Source organism: Cohnella hashimotonis (assembly GCF_030014955.1).
GTDB lineage: Bacteria > Bacillota > Bacilli > Paenibacillales > Paenibacillaceae > Cohnella > Cohnella hashimotonis.
Genome location: NZ_JAGRPV010000001.1, coordinates 200,073 through 220,965 on the forward strand (window position 1 = coordinate 200,073; position 20,893 = coordinate 220,965).

At 55.5% G+C, this 20,893-nt stretch carries 14 protein-coding genes; 9 read left to right on the top strand and 5 right to left on the bottom strand.

The genetic code is table 11. From position 1 onward, the window contains the following. Positions 1–56 precede the first annotated feature (56 nt). Entirely contained in the window at positions 57–545 is a 489-nt protein-coding gene (locus tag KB449_RS00945; RefSeq protein WP_282906556.1) for an SRPBCC family protein, read from the top strand. A gap of 200 nt (positions 546–745) precedes the next feature. Here the strand turns inward: KB449_RS00945 and KB449_RS00950 are convergent, their stop codons facing one another. After that, positions 746–2,824 (bottom strand): helix-turn-helix domain-containing protein, encoded by a 2,079-nt coding sequence (locus KB449_RS00950; protein WP_282906557.1) that lies wholly within the window; start codon positions 2,822–2,824, stop codon positions 746–748. A 150-nt stretch (positions 2,825–2,974) separates the two neighbouring features. On the opposite strand from KB449_RS00950, the gene KB449_RS00955 reads away from it, so the two are divergent. The 6 genes from KB449_RS00955 to KB449_RS00980 all read left to right on the top strand — a co-directional run bounded on the left by KB449_RS00955 (position 2,975) and on the right by KB449_RS00980 (position 12,047). Then, positions 2,975–4,234: an MFS transporter gene (locus tag KB449_RS00955; protein WP_282906558.1), complete on the top strand. Its 1,260-nt coding sequence runs from the start codon at positions 2,975–2,977 to the stop codon at positions 4,232–4,234. After that, positions 4,227–5,666, top strand: a complete 1,440-nt coding sequence (locus tag KB449_RS00960; RefSeq protein WP_282906559.1) for a M20 family metallopeptidase — start codon at positions 4,227–4,229, stop codon at positions 5,664–5,666. Before KB449_RS00955 ends, KB449_RS00960 begins: the two co-directional genes overlap by 8 nt. A 41-nt stretch (positions 5,667–5,707) precedes the next feature. Further along, positions 5,708–6,391, top strand: a complete 684-nt coding sequence (gene sdaAB / locus KB449_RS00965) for an L-serine ammonia-lyase, iron-sulfur-dependent subunit beta (protein WP_282906560.1) — start codon at positions 5,708–5,710, stop codon at positions 6,389–6,391. A gap of 21 nt (positions 6,392–6,412) precedes the next feature. Further along, the gene (gene sdaAA / locus KB449_RS00970; protein WP_282906561.1) at positions 6,413–7,288 is read left to right on the top strand and encodes an L-serine ammonia-lyase, iron-sulfur-dependent, subunit alpha; all 876 of its coding nucleotides are present in this window, start codon (positions 6,413–6,415) and stop codon (positions 7,286–7,288) included. Positions 7,289–7,653: 365 nt separating this feature from the next. Beyond that, positions 7,654–9,468, top strand: a complete 1,815-nt coding sequence (locus KB449_RS00975) for a family 43 glycosylhydrolase (protein ID WP_282906562.1) — start codon at positions 7,654–7,656, stop codon at positions 9,466–9,468. Between the two features lie 185 nt (positions 9,469–9,653). Beyond that, entirely contained in the window at positions 9,654–12,047 is a 2,394-nt protein-coding gene (locus tag KB449_RS00980; RefSeq protein WP_282906563.1) for an OTU domain-containing protein, read from the top strand. Positions 12,048–12,171: 124 nt separating this feature from the next. Here KB449_RS00980 and KB449_RS00985 read toward each other — a convergent pair whose 3' ends face one another. The 4 genes from KB449_RS00985 to KB449_RS01000 form a co-directional block, all read right to left on the bottom strand. Continuing rightward, a complete protein-coding gene (locus tag KB449_RS00985; protein WP_282906564.1) occupies positions 12,172–12,462 on the bottom strand; it encodes a Dabb family protein in 291 nt (96 codons plus the stop codon). Further along, on the bottom strand, positions 12,459–12,812 hold the full coding sequence (locus KB449_RS00990; protein WP_282906565.1) for a nuclear transport factor 2 family protein: 354 nt from the start codon (positions 12,810–12,812) through the stop codon (positions 12,459–12,461). Before KB449_RS00990 ends, KB449_RS00985 begins: the two co-directional genes overlap by 4 nt. Before the next feature lie 22 nt (positions 12,813–12,834). Continuing rightward, positions 12,835–13,635 (bottom strand): SDR family oxidoreductase, encoded by an 801-nt coding sequence (locus KB449_RS00995; RefSeq protein WP_282912705.1) that lies wholly within the window; start codon positions 13,633–13,635, stop codon positions 12,835–12,837. 76 nt (positions 13,636–13,711) lie between these two features. Further along, entirely contained in the window at positions 13,712–14,635 is a 924-nt protein-coding gene (locus KB449_RS01000) for a helix-turn-helix transcriptional regulator (RefSeq protein WP_282906566.1), read from the bottom strand. Between the two features lie 223 nt (positions 14,636–14,858). On the opposite strand from KB449_RS01000, the gene KB449_RS01005 reads away from it, so the two are divergent. After that, a complete protein-coding gene (locus KB449_RS01005; protein ID WP_282906567.1) occupies positions 14,859–16,343 on the top strand; it encodes a glycoside hydrolase family 32 protein in 1,485 nt (494 codons plus the stop codon). Positions 16,344–16,573: 230 nt separating this feature from the next. After that, positions 16,574–20,887, top strand: a complete 4,314-nt coding sequence (locus tag KB449_RS01010) for a GH32 C-terminal domain-containing protein (protein ID WP_282906568.1) — start codon at positions 16,574–16,576, stop codon at positions 20,885–20,887. Positions 20,888–20,893: the final 6 nt, after the last annotated feature.

The window sequence follows — 20,893 nt, forward strand, 5'->3', positions numbered from 1 at the left end:
TCCTGTACAATGCAGCGTAATGTGACTAAATTCAGAGACCGGGGGAAAGCGAAGCGATGGCCGCACACGAATACTACATGCCGACGAATTGGCGGGTGAGGGCGGATATTTGGGAAGTATACGAGATTTGCTCCGACTTCGAGGGCTATGCGCGTTGGTGGCCCGAAGTCTATCTGGGTATTCACGCTGCCGGCAAGGATGCGGAGACGGGCAACGACGTGTTCGCGATTCTGTCAAAAGGGAAGCTGCCGTACAAGCTGCGCTGGACATCGTGCAAGACGGTCGAAAACGCCCCGCATGCCTTGTCGCTGAAGGCGGCGGGGGATCTCGCGGGCCGCGGGACCTGGAAGTTCGAGCAGGACGGCGAATATGTTAACATACGCTTCGATTGGTACGTGAACGCCGATAAGCCGCTGCTCAAATATTTGTCCCCGATCCTGAAGCCGGTATTTCGGTCGAACCACTACTGGGCGATGGATCGCGGGAGGGAGAGCCTCGACCGGGAACTGGCAAGGCGGCATAAGGCCGAGGTCTCCAATAGGTGAGATGCGCCCCGGACCGCGGACGCTCAGTTCGACGGTTTAGTTGGAATGACCGGGCTCGGGCAGTATTTACGGAGAGGGAGAGCTCGCAGGAAAAGGCTTCGATTTCGATGCCCGGCGCTGTTAACGCGCCGGGTTTTTCGGCATGGCCAAGGGTCCGTCGCCAATCGTCAGCGCGGGTGTCCTGTTTAAAACGGGTCCATTTACAAAGATGACGATCCGTTCGCCTCCACGCCATACAAATAACAAGCGAGTTGCAGGCGCAGCATATGTTCGGGCTCCTTGAACGAGATTTGAAGTGCATCCTCGATTTTCTTCATCCGCTGATATAGCGTGTTGACATGAATGTGCAGTGACTCGGCCGTCTGCTGGATGGAACGATTCGTCTTCACGTAGGCGAGCAGTGTCTCCTCAAGCCTGCTTCCGTCTCCTCCGGCATCGCGCAGCGGTCCGAACACTTGCTGGATAAACGCAGCCAATTCCTCGGGGGACTGCTGGAAGAAAAGCTGATTGATGCCGATGTCAGGATAATACATGAAGCCAGAACGCTTCTTGGATACCATGTAGGCAAGCGCTTTGCCCGCCTCGGTGTAGCTCGCGGCGAGCGATTGCAGTCCCGCGAAACTTCTGCCGGCGCCGGCTCGCAGCGTACCTTCGCCACTTCGTCCCCACTCCTTGAACAGAGCGGATAGGTCCTCCTTCAAATCCAGCTTTCGCTCCGCATTGCTCGCCTGAACGATCATTGTTAATTTGCTGCCGAGTACGAACACGACAGCCGCTCTCGTCTGGAATGTTTTCTTCACGAGTGCGACGAGTCGGTAAATCTGGACATTCATCAATCGGAAATCCGAGATCGGCAGGTCGAATAGCACGGCCGCCAGCTCTTTCCCGTCTTCAAGTCCCATCTCGCCGCCTTTGCGCCGAAGCGTGGCAAGATCCTGCAAGGCCAGCAGTTCATGGAAACGATCATGCGCCTTTTTGTAGTAGTAGTCGGCCTGCGATTGCTTGCGAACCATCTCGAGCGATAAAATCGAACGCCCCTGCTCCAGGACGATCCGATCGAGCGTCGTCAGCTCCCGATTCAGCTCGATGACGACATAGCCGAGGCAAGCATCGGCGGCAATGATTGGAACGACATGCAGTCTCCGCATGCCTGCCGAAGTCTCCTCGTCGTAAGTGTCGGGCTCGCGCCTGGAGCCGAGTCGTTGAGCCACCGCCGCAATCGAGACGGGCGACTTCATCCGGTTATTCGATGACGTCACCGTGTACTCAACCAGATCGATGAAATAGAGCGGGCGTTCGATCATCCTCTCCAGCTCGCGCAAAATGACGGCAGGGCCCTTGTTCTTCAGCGATAGTTTCATGAGAATCGCATGAATGTCATCACGCTTGACGAGCAGGGCGTTCTGACGCTGTACCTCGCTGAAAAGGCGGGCATTATGGATCGCGATCGCCACTTGATCGGCGAAGTTGTGCAATAAGTCAAGGTCCTCCAGCGTGAACAACGGGTAGACCCCCATCTGATACAAAATAAGCACGCACACCGTCTCACTGTCCACTTTGACAGGAACGCAGAGGACTGCTTGGTAATTGGGATCTCTATAGGCGAGGGAGGCGCTGAGATAATGGACATTCTCCTCCGACATATTGGCTGCCGCCCTCATAATGGCGTCGGCGCCTCGATAGATCCGCGGCTTCCCATCGAGAAAAGCTTGCCCGATTATGCCTTCGCCGGGCTTCATTCGCATCCGTCCAATCATACTGCGATCAAAACGCTCGGATGCGGTGCGTACGGTCAAGGCATTTTCCTCTGCGTCATACATCCATAGAACACCGACGCTTGCCGTAGGAATAACCGTCATCGTATTATCTAATATTTGCGAGAGCAGCTGGTCGAGATCGAGCAGGGCGGTAATGCTTTTGATGCTGTCGCTCATCTTTCGTACGATCATATGCTGACGCGCAGCGACATGATCTGCATAATACCCCGGGAGCGATGGATACAGTAGGTTCAGCAGCTCGGCAGGCTCATTTCCGGGGGCGTCGAACCAGCGAAAGAGCAGCTGCAGGCCGCTGCTGTAGCGGAAAAAGAAATCGATACAGCCTTGCTCTTTGTTTCGCAGATAGAAGCAATCATTCGTGTCGGACGGGTCCCTGCCCGAAGGCTCGTGAGATTGTCCGCCTCTGGCGGCGATGAGCTGCGGCGGCTGATCCTCTTTACTGGCCCAAAGCTGATAATCGCACTCGCCCATAATTGATGTTATATATTCTTCCATATACATGACCATCAACCTCCGAGGCTATGGATATATCTACACTTAAAATTTATATTTAATAGATTATCATACATTGAACCTTGAATGCAGCATTTCCTATAATGAAAATGTGTTCAGTTATCTTCCATTTGGAAAATAGAGGAGGGTGCCGGATTTATGACAACAAGTGTTTCTTTCAAGTGGAAGTATTGGATTTTAGGCTTGCTGTTCTTGGGCTGGTCGGTAGGAAACATGGACCGGTTCGCAATTAACTATGCGGTGCTTGGCATAACAGAGGACATGGGGTTGAGCGCGTCTTCGACGGGCATTATCCTGAGCAGCTTCTTCGCGGGCTATGCGCTCATGCAGATTCCCGGGGGCTATCTGGCCGACAGGTTCGGTTACCGGCGGGTAATCATTACATCGATCGTGATGTGGTCTTTGTTCACGATTGCAACAGGGCTTGCCTGGTCGCTGACGTCGCTAATCCTCATCCGATTTCTGTTCGGACTCAGCGAGGGCAGCTTCTTCCCTTCCGCCTCGAAGGCAATCACGGGCTGGTTCCCAACCAACGAGCGAAGCCGGGCGATGTCGATTATGCTCACTTCAGGCTCTGTCATGGGCGTCGTAACTCCAATCGTCACGACGCAGGCAATGGCCGCAAACGGCTGGCGGCCGGTCTTCTACTGGATTGGCGCAATCGGACTTCTATTTGCGGTGTTGTTCCTATTTTTCCTGAAAGAGAAGGAAAAGGCAGATAAGAAGAAGCCATCAGAAACGGCGAACCTGCCGGCGGGAACTGCTCAATCTGCACCTCTGGCCTCTGTATTGAAATCGCCGCTCGTCTGGAAGCTGTTCGTCGGATATTTCAGCATCTATGTCGTCAGTTGGGGACTTAATTCCTGGATGCCGACCTATATGCGGGATGTTCGCGGACTGGATCTTGCGTCAATCGGTTACCTGTCGGCCATTCCCGCATTCGTCGGCATTTTTGCGATGCTTATCAGCGGGGTCGTGCTGGATAAGCTGCCCCGGGGCAGAGATTTGCAGGCCGCGGCCGGCTCGGCAGTCGTGGTCGCGATTCTTCTCTATTTGATGCAGGCAGCCGGTTCGGCGGCGATGTTTGTCGGGATCCAGTGCCTTGTAATGGTATTTCAATCCTTCGTCGTCATCCTCATTGCTTCCTCGGCGCTGAAGCATTTGCCCGAGAGCAATGCGGCCTCTGCGAACGGGTTCATTAATACGGGGGCGCAGATCGCCGGATTTCTGGCGCCGACGATGATCGGCTTCATGATCGATGCCTCAGGCGGCTCCTATATGTCGGCCTTTATTCTAATGATGGTATTCGCTTGCGTCAGCGCCGCATCGCTGCTTTTGATCAGCCGCCGGAGCAAACTGGGAAATTTCACGATGAAAGAGGGCATTTTACATGAATAAACAGGTAGCAGAGCAGATTTCGCGTCTTGTCGATGAGAAAGGCGCCAAGATAATCGCCATTAGCGACGAGATATGGGATTACGCGGAAATCCGGTTCGAGGAGTTCCGCTCGTCGGCCCTGCTCGCGGACACGCTTGAAGCCGAAGGCTTCGTCGTCGAACGCGGGGTCGCGGAGCTGGAAACGGGGCTGATCGCGAGCTTCGGCAGCAACGGACCGGTCGTCGCTATTCTCGGCGAGTTTGACGCACTCGCCGGATTGAGCCAGCAGGCGGGCGTTTATGCTCATAATCAAGTCGTCAGCAACGGGAGCGGTCACGGTTGCGGACATCATCTGCTTGGAGCGGGAGCATTGGCTGCGGCAATTGCGGTTAAGGACTATCTGCAGCAGACCGGAATGCCGGGAACCGTCCGTTATTATGGCTGTCCTGCGGAGGAAAGCGGCTATGGAAAGACGTACATGGTTCGCGAAGGATGCTTTGCCGATGTCGATATCGCGCTGTCTTGGCATCCGTTTACGATGAATGTGGTTATGTCGTCGTCAAGTCTGGCCGTCATCCATGCGACGTTCCGTTTTCAGGGGAAAAGCACGCACGCTGCAGTCTCGCCTCATTTGGGCAGAAGCGCGCTCGATGCAGTCGAGCTGATGAACGTCGGCGTCAATTACATGCGGGAGCATATGATCGATCAGGCCCGCATTCACTATGCGGTGACGAATTCGGGCGGCACGTCGCCGAATGTGGTCCAGCGAGATGCGGAGGTGACCTACTTGATCCGCGCGCCGAAGTCAGATCAGGTGAAAACGCTGTATGAGCGGGTCGTAAATGCCGCTCGCGGCGCGGCGCTGATGACGGAGACGGCGATGGAGCACGTGATCGAAGGCGCATGCGTCAATCTCATTCCGAATACGGCGCTGGAGCAAGTGATGCATGACTATATGAGCGCGATTGAACTTCCTGTCTATACGGATGAGGAGCTGACAGAGGCTAAGGCCGCTTATGCTTCGCTGCCGGATACCGATAAGGCTGCCGCCGGGCAGTTGCTTCCGAAGGAGTGGCGCAGCGTCATCGCCGAACAGCCGCTCATAAATACGATTGCGCCTTATAGCGGCTTCAACGGTTCGGTGATGGGCGGTTCCACGGACGTTGCCGACGTGAGCTGGGTCGTGCCGACTGCCCAATGCATGACGGCTACCTATGCCTTCGGTACGCCGTTCCATGCTTGGCAGACTGTGGCGCAGGGCAAGTCGTCCTATGCGCACAAGGCGATGCTGTTCGCCGGGAAAACGATGGCATGCACCGCTGTAGAGGCGCTGCTTGATCCGGCGTTGATCGCCGCTGCGAAAGCGGAGCTCGCCGAGCGGCTTGATGGCGAGCAATACGAATGCCTGGTTCCGAAGGAAATATCGCCGCCGCGCGCGTCTCGTCCGGATTGAGAGGATAAGCTGGTTGCAGAGCAGCAGGAGGTTTGTCTATCGTGCGGTTTAAAGACGTGTTCTCTATCATTGGTCCGGCGATGGTCGGTCCGTCCAGTTCGCACACTGCAGGGGCGGCTCGGATCGGGCGATGTGCCCGACAGCTGTTCGGCCGGCAGCCGGAGCGGGCCGAGGTACGCTTCTTCGGTTCGTTCGCAGCTACGTATCGAGGCCATGGCACGGATGTCGCGATTACTGGCGGGCTGCTGGACTGGCAGACGGACGATCCGCGTATCCCCGGTTCGCTGCTGGCGGCGGAGGAACGGGGCGTGATCGTCACGTTCGACGAAGGCAAAGGGTTGTTCTCTCATCCGAATACGGCGAAGCTTACGCTTTCCTCCGGGGAGGGGGAAGATCGGCGCGAGCTTCGGATGACAGGCACCTCGATCGGCGGGGGAAATATCGAGATTACTGAGATTGACGGCTTCGCCGTACGCATGTCGGGCATCTACCCGACCGTTGTTGTTCGACACCGGGACTGGTCGGGCGTGGTGGCCGGTATAACCGATGTGATGCGGCGCAGCGGCTGCAATATTGCGCATATGACGGTCGATCGGAAGGCAAGAAGCGGCGACGCGCTAACGGTACTTGAACTGGACAGCGCGCTAGACGAGGCGCTGATCCAGGAGCTGTCCGAAGTGGAAAATGTCGAGATGATTCGTACGGTCGATTTAGCGAAGGTCTAGAGCAAGAGTGGAGGGGGCAGCATGAATTTTCGCACCTTGGAGCAATTGGCCGCGCTCAGCGCGGAGCGGGGCGTAACGCTCGGCCGTCTCATGCTGGAGGAGCAGAGCGCGGAATCGGGCCGCACGCCCGAACATGAATTTGACATGATGGCGCAATATTACGCGATTATGAAGGAAGCGGTGCAGCGGGGGTTGACGGAGGATACGACCTCGCGCAGCGGGCTGACGGGCAAGGACGCCCAGCGGGTGATGTCCTTCCGTAGCGGACATGAGCTGAATCTCGGCAAAGCGGCGGGCGATGCGATGGCCTACGCGCTCGCCGTATCGGAAGTCAACGCATCGATGGGCCGAATTATCGCCACACCGACAGCGGGCTCGGCCGGGATCATTCCCGGTGTTTTCGTCAGCTGCCAGGAACGCTTTGGCTGGGATGACGAGCATATGGTCTACGGTCTGTTCGCGGCAGGGGCTATCGGCTATGTCATCGCCAACAATTCATTCGTATCGGGGGCGGAAGGGGGCTGCCAGGCTGAGGTCGGATCGGCGATCGGCATGGCTGCCGGCGCATTGACCGATCTGCGCGGAGGAACGCCCGCGCAAGCGGTCCATGCGGTAGGACTCGCGTTGAAAAATACGCTTGGTCTCATTTGCGACCCTGTCGGCGGGCTTGTGGAAATCCCGTGTATCGTCCGCAACGGCTTCGGCGCGGTGACGGCGTTGGCCGCCGCTGATATGGCGCTTGCCGGCGTACGAAGCGTTATTCCGTCCGACGAAGTTGTGCAGGTGATGCTGGAGGTCGGCTCCAGCATGCCGGAGAAGCACCGTGAGACGGCTGGCGGCGGCCTCGCGCAGACGCCTACCGGGAAGAAGATATTGAACGACCTGCACAAGCGATAATCCGAAACGATGCCGGCTTCGGTCTTATTCGGCTTCGCGTCGGCCTCGTCGGCTGCGGATCCCGTCGTCATGTCGGGCAACCCGAGCAGGCTTTAATCGTATGTGGGGAATTTTACGAGCATCTGCTTATTCCTTTGGTTGTGGTTGGAGAATGACAACCATACAGGAGTAGCAGATGTTTTTTATTTGCGCTCACCGGGACTGTTCTTATCTTCCCCGGCAGCTAATAGAGAAGGCGCTATCCGGCACGCCAACTACGCTAAGATCGTCAGGAAAAGTTTCGTATCGACTCGTCGCCGCGAGGGCATCGATGAGTTACGCTAGTGTTGAAAATATTACCATATCAACCACTTGAGGAGGTAATTATGAAGAAGGCGAAGCTCGGCAAGCTGCTGCTGTCCGGAACGATGCTGGCATCGGTCTTATTCGGCTTCACATCGGCCTCGTCGGCCGCGGATCCCGTCGTCATGTCGGGCAACCCGATCATTACGAGCATCTTCACGGCGGATCCTTCCGCCCATGTGTGGAGCGACGGCAGAATCTACCTGTATCCGTCGCACGATATTTTCCCGTCCCGGGGCAGCGATCTGATGGACAAGTATCATGTCTACTCGTCGGATAACATGGTCGACTGGGTGGACGAGGGAGAGATTCTGAGCGCGGACGACGTGCCGTGGGGACGGCCGGAGGGCGGCTTCATGTGGGCGCCGGATGCGGCGTACAAGAACGGGACGTACTACTTCTACTTCCCGCATCCGAGCGACACGAATTGGAACAGCTCATGGAAGATCGGCGTCGCGACGAGCAGCCAGCCCGATTCAGGCTTCACCGTGCAAGGCTATATACCGGGGCTGCCGGGCAGCAACATGATCGATCCGAACGTGTTCCGCGACGACGACGGCACCTATTACTTGTATGCCGGCGGCGGCGGGGTCAGCTACGGGGCGAAGCTCGGGGCCGACATGATGTCGATCGACGGCCCGATCGCGCAGTTCACGGAGCTTCAGGATTATCACGAGGCGCCGTGGGTATTCAAAAAGGACGGCCTGTACTACATGACTTACGCCGACGGCAATCCGGGCGCGAACCGGATGCGGTACGCGACGAGCGCCAATCCGCTCGGCCCATGGACGAACCGCGGCATTTTGCTGGATCCGGTCGCGGGGAGCGAGACGACGCATGGCTCGGTCGTGGCGTACAAAGGCAACTGGTACTTGTTCTATCATACCGCCAAAGTGTCGAACAACGGCACGCTGCGCAGCACGAGCGTGGACCGGCTGTACTTCAACGCCGACGGCACGATCCAGAAGGTCGTGCAGACGGAGGGCGGCGTGCCGGCGGTCGGACCGCGTTCGACGGCGACGGAAGTCAAGTACTACGATATCGTCAACGCGAACGATGGCGAGTATACCCAGAAGACGGACTACGCGATGACCGCGGGCAACGTGACCTTCGGGGGCGGAGCGACGCGGCCGGGCAGCACGATCGAAAATTTGCATCTGTCGGGCTCTTATATTCAACTTAGCGGCATTAACGGAGGCGCGAGCGGAGGCAAGGCGCTGTTGACGGTGGAGTATGCGTCGGCCGACGGAGGGCCAGCCTTCAAGGTCGATGCCAGCGGAGATCCGTACGGAGACGGCTACTATCTTGGCTTGTCCAACACGGGGGGCTGGGGCAATTATACCGGCATTGCGAAGCGGATCATCGACCTTAATCCGGGCGCGAACAACGTGGTGAAGTTGACCGGGGGCATGGGCGGGGTCAACGTATCCAAAGTCAGCATTTCGCTCAAATCGTCTGTCCCGCAGACGGTGACGGAATATCCGGTGACCGGCAGCAACGTGACTGTAGGGGGCGGGGCGACGAAGAGCGGCTCCAGCATCGAGAACATGCACCTTTCGGGCGCGTACTTCCAGGTGTCCGGCGTGAACGGCGGCACGGGAGGCAATGCGCAGGTGACCGTCGTCTACGGCTCCGCCGACGCGACGTCGACGTTCGGCATGGCGATCGGCAGCAACGCGTATTCGTTGGCGCTGCCGGGAACCGGCGGCTGGAGCACTTACACCGGCAGCGTCAGCAAGCAAGTCGTACTCGCCTCCGGGACGAACAACGTCATCCGGTTCAACGGCGGCGCTGGCGGGGCGAACGTGACGAAAGTGATCGTTACTTTGAATTCGTAAACGGCATCAATCGTATGTCCGGAATTTTAAGAGCATCTGCTTATTCCTTCGGTTATGGTTGGGCAATGACAACCATACAGGAGTAGCAGATGTTTTTTTTGCCTTCCCTATTCAACGATGGGCCTGTTCGTTAACGCAGAAAATGCCGAAGTAATATCCAGGTACAGGAAAAAGGAGGGAATTGATTGGAACGCACGGCTATGCCGCAGCAGCGCCGACAAGCGGAGCCGCGTCCGGCACAGGCCAGGGACGACTCCCGGGACGGGACGGCTTCGCGGACCGCCGCGTCCGCGAAGACTGAGGCCGCCTCGTTCGGATCGCAGGCGCAAGCGCTGCTGAAGCTCCAACAACAAGGCGGCAATCGGGCCGTCGTGCAGATGCTGCGCGCCAAGGACGCGATCCCGGCGGCTTCGGCTCCCCCGATTCAGCGAATGCGCATCGTCAAGGACGCGATTTACCGGGAAGCGCAGGAGACGGATGCGGCTAAAGACGTGGTCGATACCGAGAAACTGAGCGCGCTCGAGCGTCACTCCCTCACTTTGGAGATGACCCTCGAAGGCAACATGGAACTGCTCCGCCGCATTCAGCAGGAATGGGACAAGGGCGAGCTTGACGGCGAGGTCAATTTGGAACAATTGTTCGAGCTGGGGGGACGGATCGCCGAGCTGCAGAAGAAGAAGCCGGAGGAGCTTGAGGCGTCCGACCGCGACCGCATGAAGGAGATTGCCGGCGAGCTGGCGTCCGCGCGCAGGTTCGTCGAACAAAATGCGGCGCAGCCGTCCGTTCAGGTGTACAAGGATGTCGTCATCTCGCTTTCCCGGGAGCTCGCTAAAGCCGAAGGACGGAGCCACGGTTCGAGATCCGAATCGGACGCCGGCTTGGATGCGGGAGAGGCGCCGCAGCAGGCGCCCGACCATCTGAACCTGAACGTCGGTCCCGAAGAACGCCGCAACTATCGCGAGGATCTGAAGAAGATGGGCACCTGGGCGGGAGAAGCGGAAGCCGAATGGCTCGCCGACCATCTCCGGATCAAGGCGCAGGTGTACGTCATCGTCGCAGGGGTATTCCACCGCGTCAATCAGGTCGGCGCCAGCCACACGCCCGTCGGCGATCTGGCTTTGGTGCACTTAGGCAACCACTACGAGGTGGTGGACGGCGTGGCGGACGGGATGGAGGTCGGCCGTCAGCGCAGATGGCTGAAGACGAGCAAGACGGGCGACTGCCTGTTCGAATCGATGCTGCTGATCCGCCACAACGGCAAGCCGATCGAAGAGGACAAGAAGCAGCGGATGATCCTCAAGCTTCGCAAGCAGACGGCCGACCATCTGTCGGACGACGCCATCGACGAGACGATTCACGAGATGCTCGTCTACGGCGACACGGCCGGCACCGGCGAGCATACCTCCAAGCTGGTCGAGGAGCGGCGCGGCGATGCCGCGTCGAAGCGAGAGGCGGACCAGGAGAAGCGCAGGCAGGCCGATGAGAAGGAGAAGTTTGTCGCAAAGGTCGACGCCAAGTTTCTGCAGGACAAGCTCGACAAGCTGCAGACGCTCGAAGGGTTGTCCGCCTTCGGGTTCGACAAGGCGATCGCGGCTTATCTGAAGGCGCGCGGCGAGAATCCGAAGTCGGAGCAGACGTATGCTGAGTTTCGCAAGCTGAACAAGCTGTTTCAGGAAGCGGCCATTGCGTTCAATAATCAGAAAGAACGCGCAGCGTACGAATATCAACCTTTCGAAAAAGAGGAGGAAGAGAGCTGGACCGGCGAGCTGGACCGGCCGGAGGATGCAGAGGAACAGCTTGCCCTGGAGCGCAGGGCGCGCGAGCGTACGTTGAACCGCCGCGACATCAAAAAAACAGCGTCGCCCAACAACGCCAATCAGACGCTGATCGTTCTGCGGGGCGAGGAGGGCGAGTTCGTCCTCGACAAGCTGGGCCAATTGGTGCCTCGCTATTCGCGCCGCAACATCTCGCAGGCGAACCTCGACGAGCTGAACGGCAAGCACGGGGACGTGAAGGGCATGTACCCGTCGAACATGAGTCCGGTGGAGGACGCGGACATCAGCCAGGTCGCGAGCGGCACCGGCGGCAAGAAGCTCCGCAAGGAGAGCGACGAGATGCATCATGTCCAGGGACACAAGCCTTCCGACTACTTGTCGGTCACGGCCCAGAACGAGGACGCGGTCAATCCGAAGGGCAAGAAGTTCGATGCGGCGGCTACGGTCGAGGTCGATCTGTCCTATATCGATCCGGCGAATCTGTCGGCTTTGTACACCTCGCAGGGCATGCGCTACTTTCTGCTGGACGGGATGCTCGCTGGCGACAAGGGAGAGACGATCGATCTGGCCATCCGCGAGCAGTCCAAAGCCCCGCCCGACAAATCTAGCGAGAAGGAAGAACGCAAAGCCGGAGGCAAGAAGAAAAAAGACAAGAAAGACAAAGCCAAGCCCTCCTCCAATCAGCTCGCGCTCGAACACGACCAGCTGTCGGCCAAGGAGTGGCAGGCGCTGCTCGATGTCATCCGTACCAAGGAAGTGCTGATCGAAGACATGATTCCGTCCGAAGCTGTCCGGAAGCTGTAACGCTAACAATATGATGTCGAAAGGGAGGCGGAGCCCCCGCCGGATGATCTTCGTAGGGCCAATCCATATGCCCTGGAAACGGGTCCCGTTGGTCTTAATCATCGGGACCCGCTTTATAACTTCTTCATCCAATCGAGCAGCAGACGGAGGCCTGCGTTTCCAGAACCGTGCCGATAAACCTGGCGATATCCTGATGGTACGGATGCGCAAGGTACGTATCCATATCCTCCAAGGAAGCGAACTTGGTGATCAGGATTAAATCGTATCCTGAAGGGCCAGGGCGAACATTCGCTTCTGCCCGAACGTCGAGAAGCGTATCGATGTTCCCTTTCATGCCGAGCAGGACGGTTTGAACTTGCTTGATATGGGCCGGGCTCCGGTCCTTCAGCTTCAGCATCAAGTGATTGACTATCATTCTTTAGTCAGCTGTATCGCCAGCTGCTTGATTTGATGGTCGCGGATCTGAAAATGGAAATCCAGATAGAGAGGATCCGGGAGGCCCGTTTTGTCGAAGTCGCCGTCGACCTTAAAAACCACCATGGTTTCCGCCTCATGTTGTCTATATCTTTGCGGGTCAAGCGTTACATTTGCGCTAAAATGATGCTCGTCGCTCCATTTTTTAATAGCGTCTTTGCCTACCCATGTTTTTCCTTCGTCGCGGACCGTAGCATCCTCCGAAAAACAGTCGACATAAGCCTCCGGATCGGGTTTATTGGAAGCGGCTATAAACGCTTGAATGACTTGCGGAAGCGGATTGAGTTCCATAGGATCGACTCCTTTATTTTCGTTAAATCGTGCGAATGGTTCCGCCGTCAATGATATATTCGCAGCCCGTTATATAAGAGGCTCTGCTTGACGCAAGGAAAGCGGCGAGCTCGGCAATCTCCTCAGGCTTGGCGGGCCGGCCGAGCGGAATGCCGCCAAGCTCGTCCATGAGCTGCCGTCGTGCAGCCAGATAGTCGGTTCCGGCTTGTTCGGCCATTCTATCGATTAACCGCTCCGCGGCTTCCGTCTCGGTAAATCCCGGCGCCAGTGCATTGATCCTGATCCCTTTAGGGCCGAACTGGGTCGCGATGTTTTTGCTGTAGTTAACGAGCGCAGCTTTGGCGGCGGAATAAGGCATGGTCATTTTACCCGGCAATGTGCGCTGAATAGAGGAAATATGGACAATGACGCCGTGTTGCTGCTCAACCATATAAGGCAGAAATCCACGATCGAGACGGACGGTTGAGAACAGGTTGGCGTTAAACGTCGTCTGCCAGTCCTCATCCGATATCGCCAAAGCCCCCGCCGTGCTGGTCGAGGAGCCTCCCACGTTGTTAATCAAAATATCCAGGCCGCCGAATTTTCGAATCGTTTCCCGGACCAGATGATCCGTGCCTTCCGGGAGGCTGACATCGGCTTGAATGAAGCCTACCCCCTCAGGTACCGCTTCGGGCAGCGACCTTGCCGCAGCGATCACTTCGGCTCCTCCTGCATGCAGACGTTGAACGATCGCCTTGCCGATGCCTCGGGTTCCGCCGGTGACCAGGGCGCGTTGACCTGCAAATTCTTTGCGCATATCCAATAAGTACGGGCTGTTTTCCATCATTCTGCTGAATCCTCCTTCGGATGTCGGGTACAAGGATAGTTTAATCAGCAGAACCTGACAGCATCGTGTCCAGTTATCTCAAATATTTTTTAAACATTCTTTCGGTTTGTTTTTTGATTTCCATCCTGACGGACGCCGGTTCGATGACTTCCAGCAAGTCCCCGAAGGAAAGCAGATATTGAAAAAGCCATTCGCCGGGAGGCATATCCGCAGTAACCAGGAAAGATCCGTCTTCCTGCTTCGCAATGTCCTCTTCCTTAAACTCATCCACGATGCGGTAGGCTCCCGCCGGCTCTATTCTTAATATCAGAGCGACCCTCGGCGGTTTATCGGTCGGAACTTCCGTCCCCGAGGGCTCCGCCTCGCCCTGCTGTAGTTTTTGAAGCTCAATCTCATCTCCGTCTGAAAATCGAACATTCGACATCCGGGTAATTTTAAAGGTTCTTAAAGCTTGTTGGTCAAGGCTATAAGTCTCAACGTACCAGGCTCTATCCTTAAAAAGGAGTTTCAATGGAGCGCCTCTCCGGTTTTTTTGTTCTCCGGCCGCGCTCAAATAGGTAAACGAAATCACTTTATGCTCCAAAATGGCCTGTTTCAGCAGGGCATATAGCTCCTTTTGTTTTTGCCCGCTTCCCCATGAGGAGAAATCCACCTCAATCCAGTTGGCGCTGCTCTTGCTGAACAAGCTGCTCAGCTTCGAGAAAACCTCGTCCGAATCGGGAAATCGGGCCGCGGACAAACTTTGTAAAGCGAAGAGGATCTCATCCTGCTCCTTGTCCGACAGCAGGGACTTGTTCAGGACAAACCTGTCGGCAAGGGAAATGCCGCCGCCTTTTCCTTGACTGGTGTAGATCGGAACGCCGGCCTGGCTTAAAGCCTCGACGTCCCTGTAAATCGTTCTGACGGACACCTCGAACCGCTCGGCCAGCTCAGGTGCCGTAACGGTTCCTTTTTCCAATAAAATATAGATCACTTGAAATAATCTGCTGACTTGCATCCGCGCTCGCCTCCAGGTTCCAGTATATCCTTTGAAACTAGACAATAGGATGTCAGGTCATGATCTTGATTCGCTATATACTTACGGTCCATTCAACAATTGACTGTATAAAATAAAGCTGTTAAAATTCATTCGTCATCAAGAAATGATTTACATATTAGCATTTAATCGTTTACGTAAACGTTTAAATTCATGGGATCATCAAACAAGGAGAGGACACATCATGCATTCCATTCAGAGAGCGAATGATTATATCCAAAATAATAAGAACTCGGTGAATCCGCAATATAAACCGGCATATCATGCCTCGGCCGAGATCGGGTGGATTAACGACCCTAACGGGTTTTCCTTTTACAATTCCGAATTTCATCTGTTTTATCAGTTTCACCCGTACTCTTCTAAGAATGGTCCCATGCATTGGGGGCATATGATCAGCAAGGATTTGGTACGGTGGGAGCATCTGCCCGTATCGTTGGCGCCGGATCGCCCTTATGACCTGCATGGCTGCTTCTCAGGCAGCGCTATTCAAGACGGCGATCGTCACATTCTCATGTATACGGGCCATTTCAATCCGGACGATAACGATCCTTCGCTGATCAGACAAACCCAGTGCATAGCGATCGGAGATGGCGTAACCTATCGCAAGCTTGATCGTAACCCTGTACTTGATGCGAATCATCTTCCGGCCGGTGCATCGATTCAGGATTTTCGCGATCCGAAAATTTGGAAGGAAGGGGATACGTTTTACGCTGTAATCGGCAGCCGGGCCGCGGATGATAGCGGACAACTGCTCTTATACCGTTCGCTAGATGCGGAGCAATGGGAATACGTCAGCATTATGGTCGAAAGCAAAAGTCGTCTGGGCAAGATGTGGGAGTGTCCTGATTTATTTCAACTTGGAGACCGAGACGTTTTAATCGTCTCGCCACAGTTTGTCGAAAGAGAGGGAAACAGGTATCACAACCAACATTCTGTCGTTTATATGGTCGGCTCGCTTGACAGGGAGACGGGAAAGTTCGAGCAAGATGCGCTTGACGAATTAGACTATGGATTGGACTTCTATGCGCCTCAGACGACGATTGACGATCGTGGCAGACGAATCATGATCGGATGGATGCAAATGTGGGACCGCTCCATTCCATCAGATCAACTTGGTCACGGATGGTCCGGCATGATGACGCTCCCCAGAGTGCTACGACTCGAAGGTCAAAAGCTGTATCAGCAACCGATTGAGGAAATTGAGCAGTACCGCGCCAATCATGTTTCGGGCAACCGGCGGTTCGCCGGCGAGGTTTCGGTACCCGGCGTCGAAGGCGAGCAAGTCGAGATGATCGTTCGTTTTACGCCAATAGACGCGACTCAGTTCGGCATCAAAGTCAGGAAAGGCGAAAAGGAAGAGACTGTATTTTCCTATAACGTTCAGGAACAGACGTTTATTCTGGATCGGTCCGCCAGCGGCTATCCGATTCAACCCGGACCTGGCGAAGAAGACGTTCGAGGTCGCCGACAGGTCGAGGTGCAGCTGATTGACGGATCGCTTCACGTTAGACTTTTTCTTGATCGATCCAGTGTCGAAGCCTTTATTCAACTGGGTCTGCGAACGATGAGCGCGACTATTTTTCCTTCGCCGGCCAGCAAAGGAATTGTCTTTTTTGCCGACGGGGAGGTCGAAGTCGACTTCAACAAGTGGGATTTGATCCTCTCCTAAGTTGAATAAATGCCTCTGTCATAAAAGGCGTTTGTTAATAGAACATTTAATCGTTTACGTAATCGTTTAAACCATTGCTATTTACTTCGTCCTAGAAAGGGGGTGATGTATCCTAAGGAATACATGGCATTGCTATATAGAGAATGAACGAACTTGATGGGAGAGAAATTCTGACTGGATAGTACTTACTGTTGCAATCGCTTTCAAAAAATGTAACGGGAGGCTACCCCATGTTAATCAAAAATGGATTCTTCGGAAAAGCGTTTCTTCTTATTGTAATATTAGCTATCATTTCGCCCGCTATCATGGCGCCTTCTCAAGTATCCGCAGCAGCAACGAAAATCGCCGAATGGAAGTTGGACGAAGGCACGGGAAAAGTAACGAAGGAAACCGTAAGCGGCGTCAACGACCCGATTAACTACGTCTTTAGTAGCGCCGCCTACAAACCTTCGACGGATCCTGTATGGCGTACCGATGGAATTGCAGGCAAGACGTTGTTGTTCGACGGTTATTCGAATTGGATCACGCATAGCGCCATCACGACCCCCGCCAATGCGATGACCGTAGAGGCATGGGTAGCCCCCAGAGCTTACGAGTGGGGAGACAACGGCATTCTCTCCGCCATCGTCAATCAGCATGACAAGGGAGCGAAGCAAGGCTTCATCTTAGGCGCATTCCGATCGGGTACTTGGTCCTTCCAAGTCGGGTCAGGCGGGAACTGGTATGAAGTATGGGCTTACGAGCCGCTTCCCAAGTCTGAATGGTCTCATCTGATCGCTACGTTCGACGGGCCGGGAGGCGCCATGAAGCTTTACCTTAACGGCAAGCAGATCGCGGCGACGGCGGTTCCCGTTAACTCGGCGATTACGGCATCCTCGAACCAATTGCTAATCGGCAAAAACAACCAGAGCACGACGCTCGCCGTTTTCCCGCTTAATATGTTCAATGGTCTTATTGACGAAGTCAAAATCTATAACGGAGCCATGACGGCTGCCGAAGCGCAAAGCGCATACGACGGGTATTTAACTGCGCTTGGAGGCAATCTGCCGACTGCGAACGAGACATTCGACAGAAGCGTTTTCGATGGCGACAAATATCGGCCGACTTATCATGCCATGGCGCCAGGGCAATGGATGAACGAACCTCATGCTCCCGTCTACTACAATGGACAGTATCATTTGTTCTACCAGAACAATCCGCAAGGTCCATATTGGCATAACATGCACTGGGGCCATTTGGTCAGCAGCGACATGGTACATTGGCGCGATCTGCCCCCTGCGCTGTCGCCTGAGCTTTTCCAAGTGGATCCCGACGGGGATTGGACGGGGAGCACGGTTATCGATGACAGCGGCAATCCGACCATTCTCTTTACGGCAGGCAACGATGCACGATCCTACATGCAGAGCAATCAGAATGTCGGCGTTGCCCGCAGCACCGTGCAGACCGACGGCGACAACGACCTTAAACGCTGGGTAAAGGAGCAAAAGCTGGCGATCACGCAGCAGCCGGGACAAGGCATCTCGGGCGAATTCCGCGATCCCTATGTGTTTAAGGACGGTTCGACATGGTTTCTAATCATCGGTTCGGGCGTATCCGGACAGGGGGGCACGGCGCTCGTATATACGACCACCGATCCCGCGTTGATGAACTGGACTTACAAAGGTCCGTTGTACCAGGCGAGTACGACGGCTTACCCTTACCTGGGCTCCGTGTGGGAGCTGCCAGTATTGCTGCCGCTGGGCGGTGGCAAGCATCTATTGGCCATCAGTCCGTCCGGTGCGGGGGCGGATGTCGAGGTGTATTATTGGATCGGGACTTGGAACAGCTCGACGGCGAAGTTCACGCCTGACAATCCGACGCCTCAACTCATGGACTTTGGCGACTTCCACTTTACGGGGCCAAGCGCGATGACGGATCCGGTGACGGGCCGAAATATCATGTTCACGATCGCGCAGGGCGAACGGACGTCGCAACAGGACTCCGATTCCGGCTGGGCGCACAATGCGGGGCTGCCTGTAGAATTATCGCTGCGTTCCGATGGCAAATTGGGCATCAATCCGATATCCGAACTTCAATCTCTGCGCGGACAGCAGCTCGTTAACCTAACGACGGATACGACGTTTGCCGCGGCGAATACGGCGCTCGCCAGCGTAACCGGCGATTCGCTCGAGATTGAGTTGGAGCTGGCCCGGGGATCGGCTGACAGCGTAGGCCTCAAGGTGCGCAAGTCGCCGAATAGTGAAGAGGAGACGCTTCTTTATTACAAAAATAGTACGGATGAATACGGGGTTGATCGAACGAAGACGATCGCAGGCGATAATAAAGGGATTCAAAAAGGAACGATTGATATCGGAACCGAAAACGTCAAATTGCACGTTTACCTGGATAAGTCGATGGTGGAATCTTATTTGAATGGATTGAAAGCGATAACAACCCGTACCTATTCCACGCGCTCCGACGCCATGGGTCTTCAATTGTGGGGCGATGCGAGTACAAACACAATCACCGTCAAATCGCTGAAAGTGTGGCGCATGAATTCGGCTTATACCACTGTCCCGGTTACCGGCGTCACCGTTAGTCCGGCGTCGAAGCAAGTGCTTGTCGGGGGCAAGAACAGGCTGCAAGCCGTCGTTGCGCCACAAAATGCAACAAATAAAAACGTCATATGGTCAACGAGCAATGCAAGCATCGCCACGGTTGTAAACGGCGTTGTGACCGGCAAGGCTGCCGGGACGGCAACGATCACCGCGACGACAAGAGATGGCGCCAAGGTGGGTACTTCGACGGTAACCGTCGTTGCTGCGCCTGCATCGACGAATTTATCGAACGGAGGCTTTGAATCAGGCATTCTGGCTCCTTGGACCGTGGAGAGCGGCACGGCTTTCTCGAATGCGAGCATTACGAATAGCACCACATTTTCCGGCAATCAGCCCTTTGGCCAAACGGGTAATTATCACCTCTACGGCTTCCAGGCGGCGGGAGATGCGGCAGTGGGCGTGCTCAAGTCTCCAACCTTTACGCTGGGCGGTAATGGTCAGATTAACTTCCAAGTGGGTGGCGGATCGGATATTGATAAGCTCTATGTGTCTTTCGTGCGCGCCTCGGACGGCAAGGAGCTGTTCCGTACGACCGGTCCCGGAACCTATTGGGACTGGGCCAACAGAAAAGGCGTCACGGAAAGCTATACGCGCCGATTTTGGGATGCAACGGACTATATCGGGACTTCCATGTACATTAAAATCGTAGACGATCGCACCGATGGATGGGGTCATATCAATGTAGATGATTTCATCGTTCCCGTTTCGGGAGGCTCATCGGACACGCAGCCGCCTTCGGCGCCTTCAACCCTGCAGTCTCCTTCAAAGGATTCAAGCTCAGTCACGTTAGGTTGGAGCGCTTCTAGCGATAATGTCGGCGTTACCGGCTATTCCGTATTCCGGGACGGCATACAGGTTGGGGTTTCGACGACGACCCATTATGTAGATCAAGGACTAACGCCGAGCACGACTTACGCTTACGCCGTAAAAGCATTTGACGCTGCAGGGAATATATCCGTAGCAAGCAACGTTTATTCGGTGACGACATCTAACGCCGCGCCGGTGAATGGATTAGTCAATCATGATTTCGAGAGCGGGGATTTAACCGGGTGGACCGTCGTCAGCGGAAATGCGTTCAGTACGGCCGACGTGACATCCGACGTGAACTGGGGCTGGGGCGGACCGTTTAACCAAAGCGGAACCTATCATCTGTGGAGCTTCAAGGATGGGGGAGATGCGCAGACAGGCGTGCTGAAGTCTGTCAACTTCACGCTGGGAGGCAACGGATCGGTCGACTTCCTTATTGGCGGAGGGAACGACATCTCCAATCTGTATATCTCGCTCGTACGCGTATCGGACGGAGCTGAGCTTTTTAAGTCGACTGGCAATAATGACGAAGCTTATACGCGAAAATCGTGGAATGCGGCCGCTTATGTCGGGACCTCCTGCTACATCAAGATCGTAGATAATGCGACGGGCGGATTCGGGCATGTCAACATTGACGATATTAACGTACCCGTCCAGCAAGGCGCGCCGTCGGTCGGAGAGCTCGCTAATCACGATTTTGAAAGCGGTAACTTAAGCGGTTGGAACGTGGTCAGCGGGAATGCGTTTAGCGCGGTTGACGTGACGACCGACGTGAATTGGGGCTGGGGCGGACCGTTTAATCAGAGCGGAACTTATCATCTATGGGGCTTCAAGGATGGGGGAGATGTCCAGATCGGCGTGCTGAAGTCAGCCAACTTTACGTTGGGCGGTAACGGTTCGATCGATTTCTTGGTAGGCGGAGGGAACGACGCCTCTAATCTGTACATCTCGCTTGTACGCGCATCGGACGGGGTCGAGCTTTTTAAGTCTACGGGCAATAACGACGAAGCCTATACGCGAAAATCATGGAACGCTGCCGCATATGTCGGAACGTCCTGCTACATCAAGATCGTCGATAACGCGACCGGCGGATTTGGGCATATCAATATTGACGATGTTAACGTGCCTGTAGCCTTGTAATTCGAA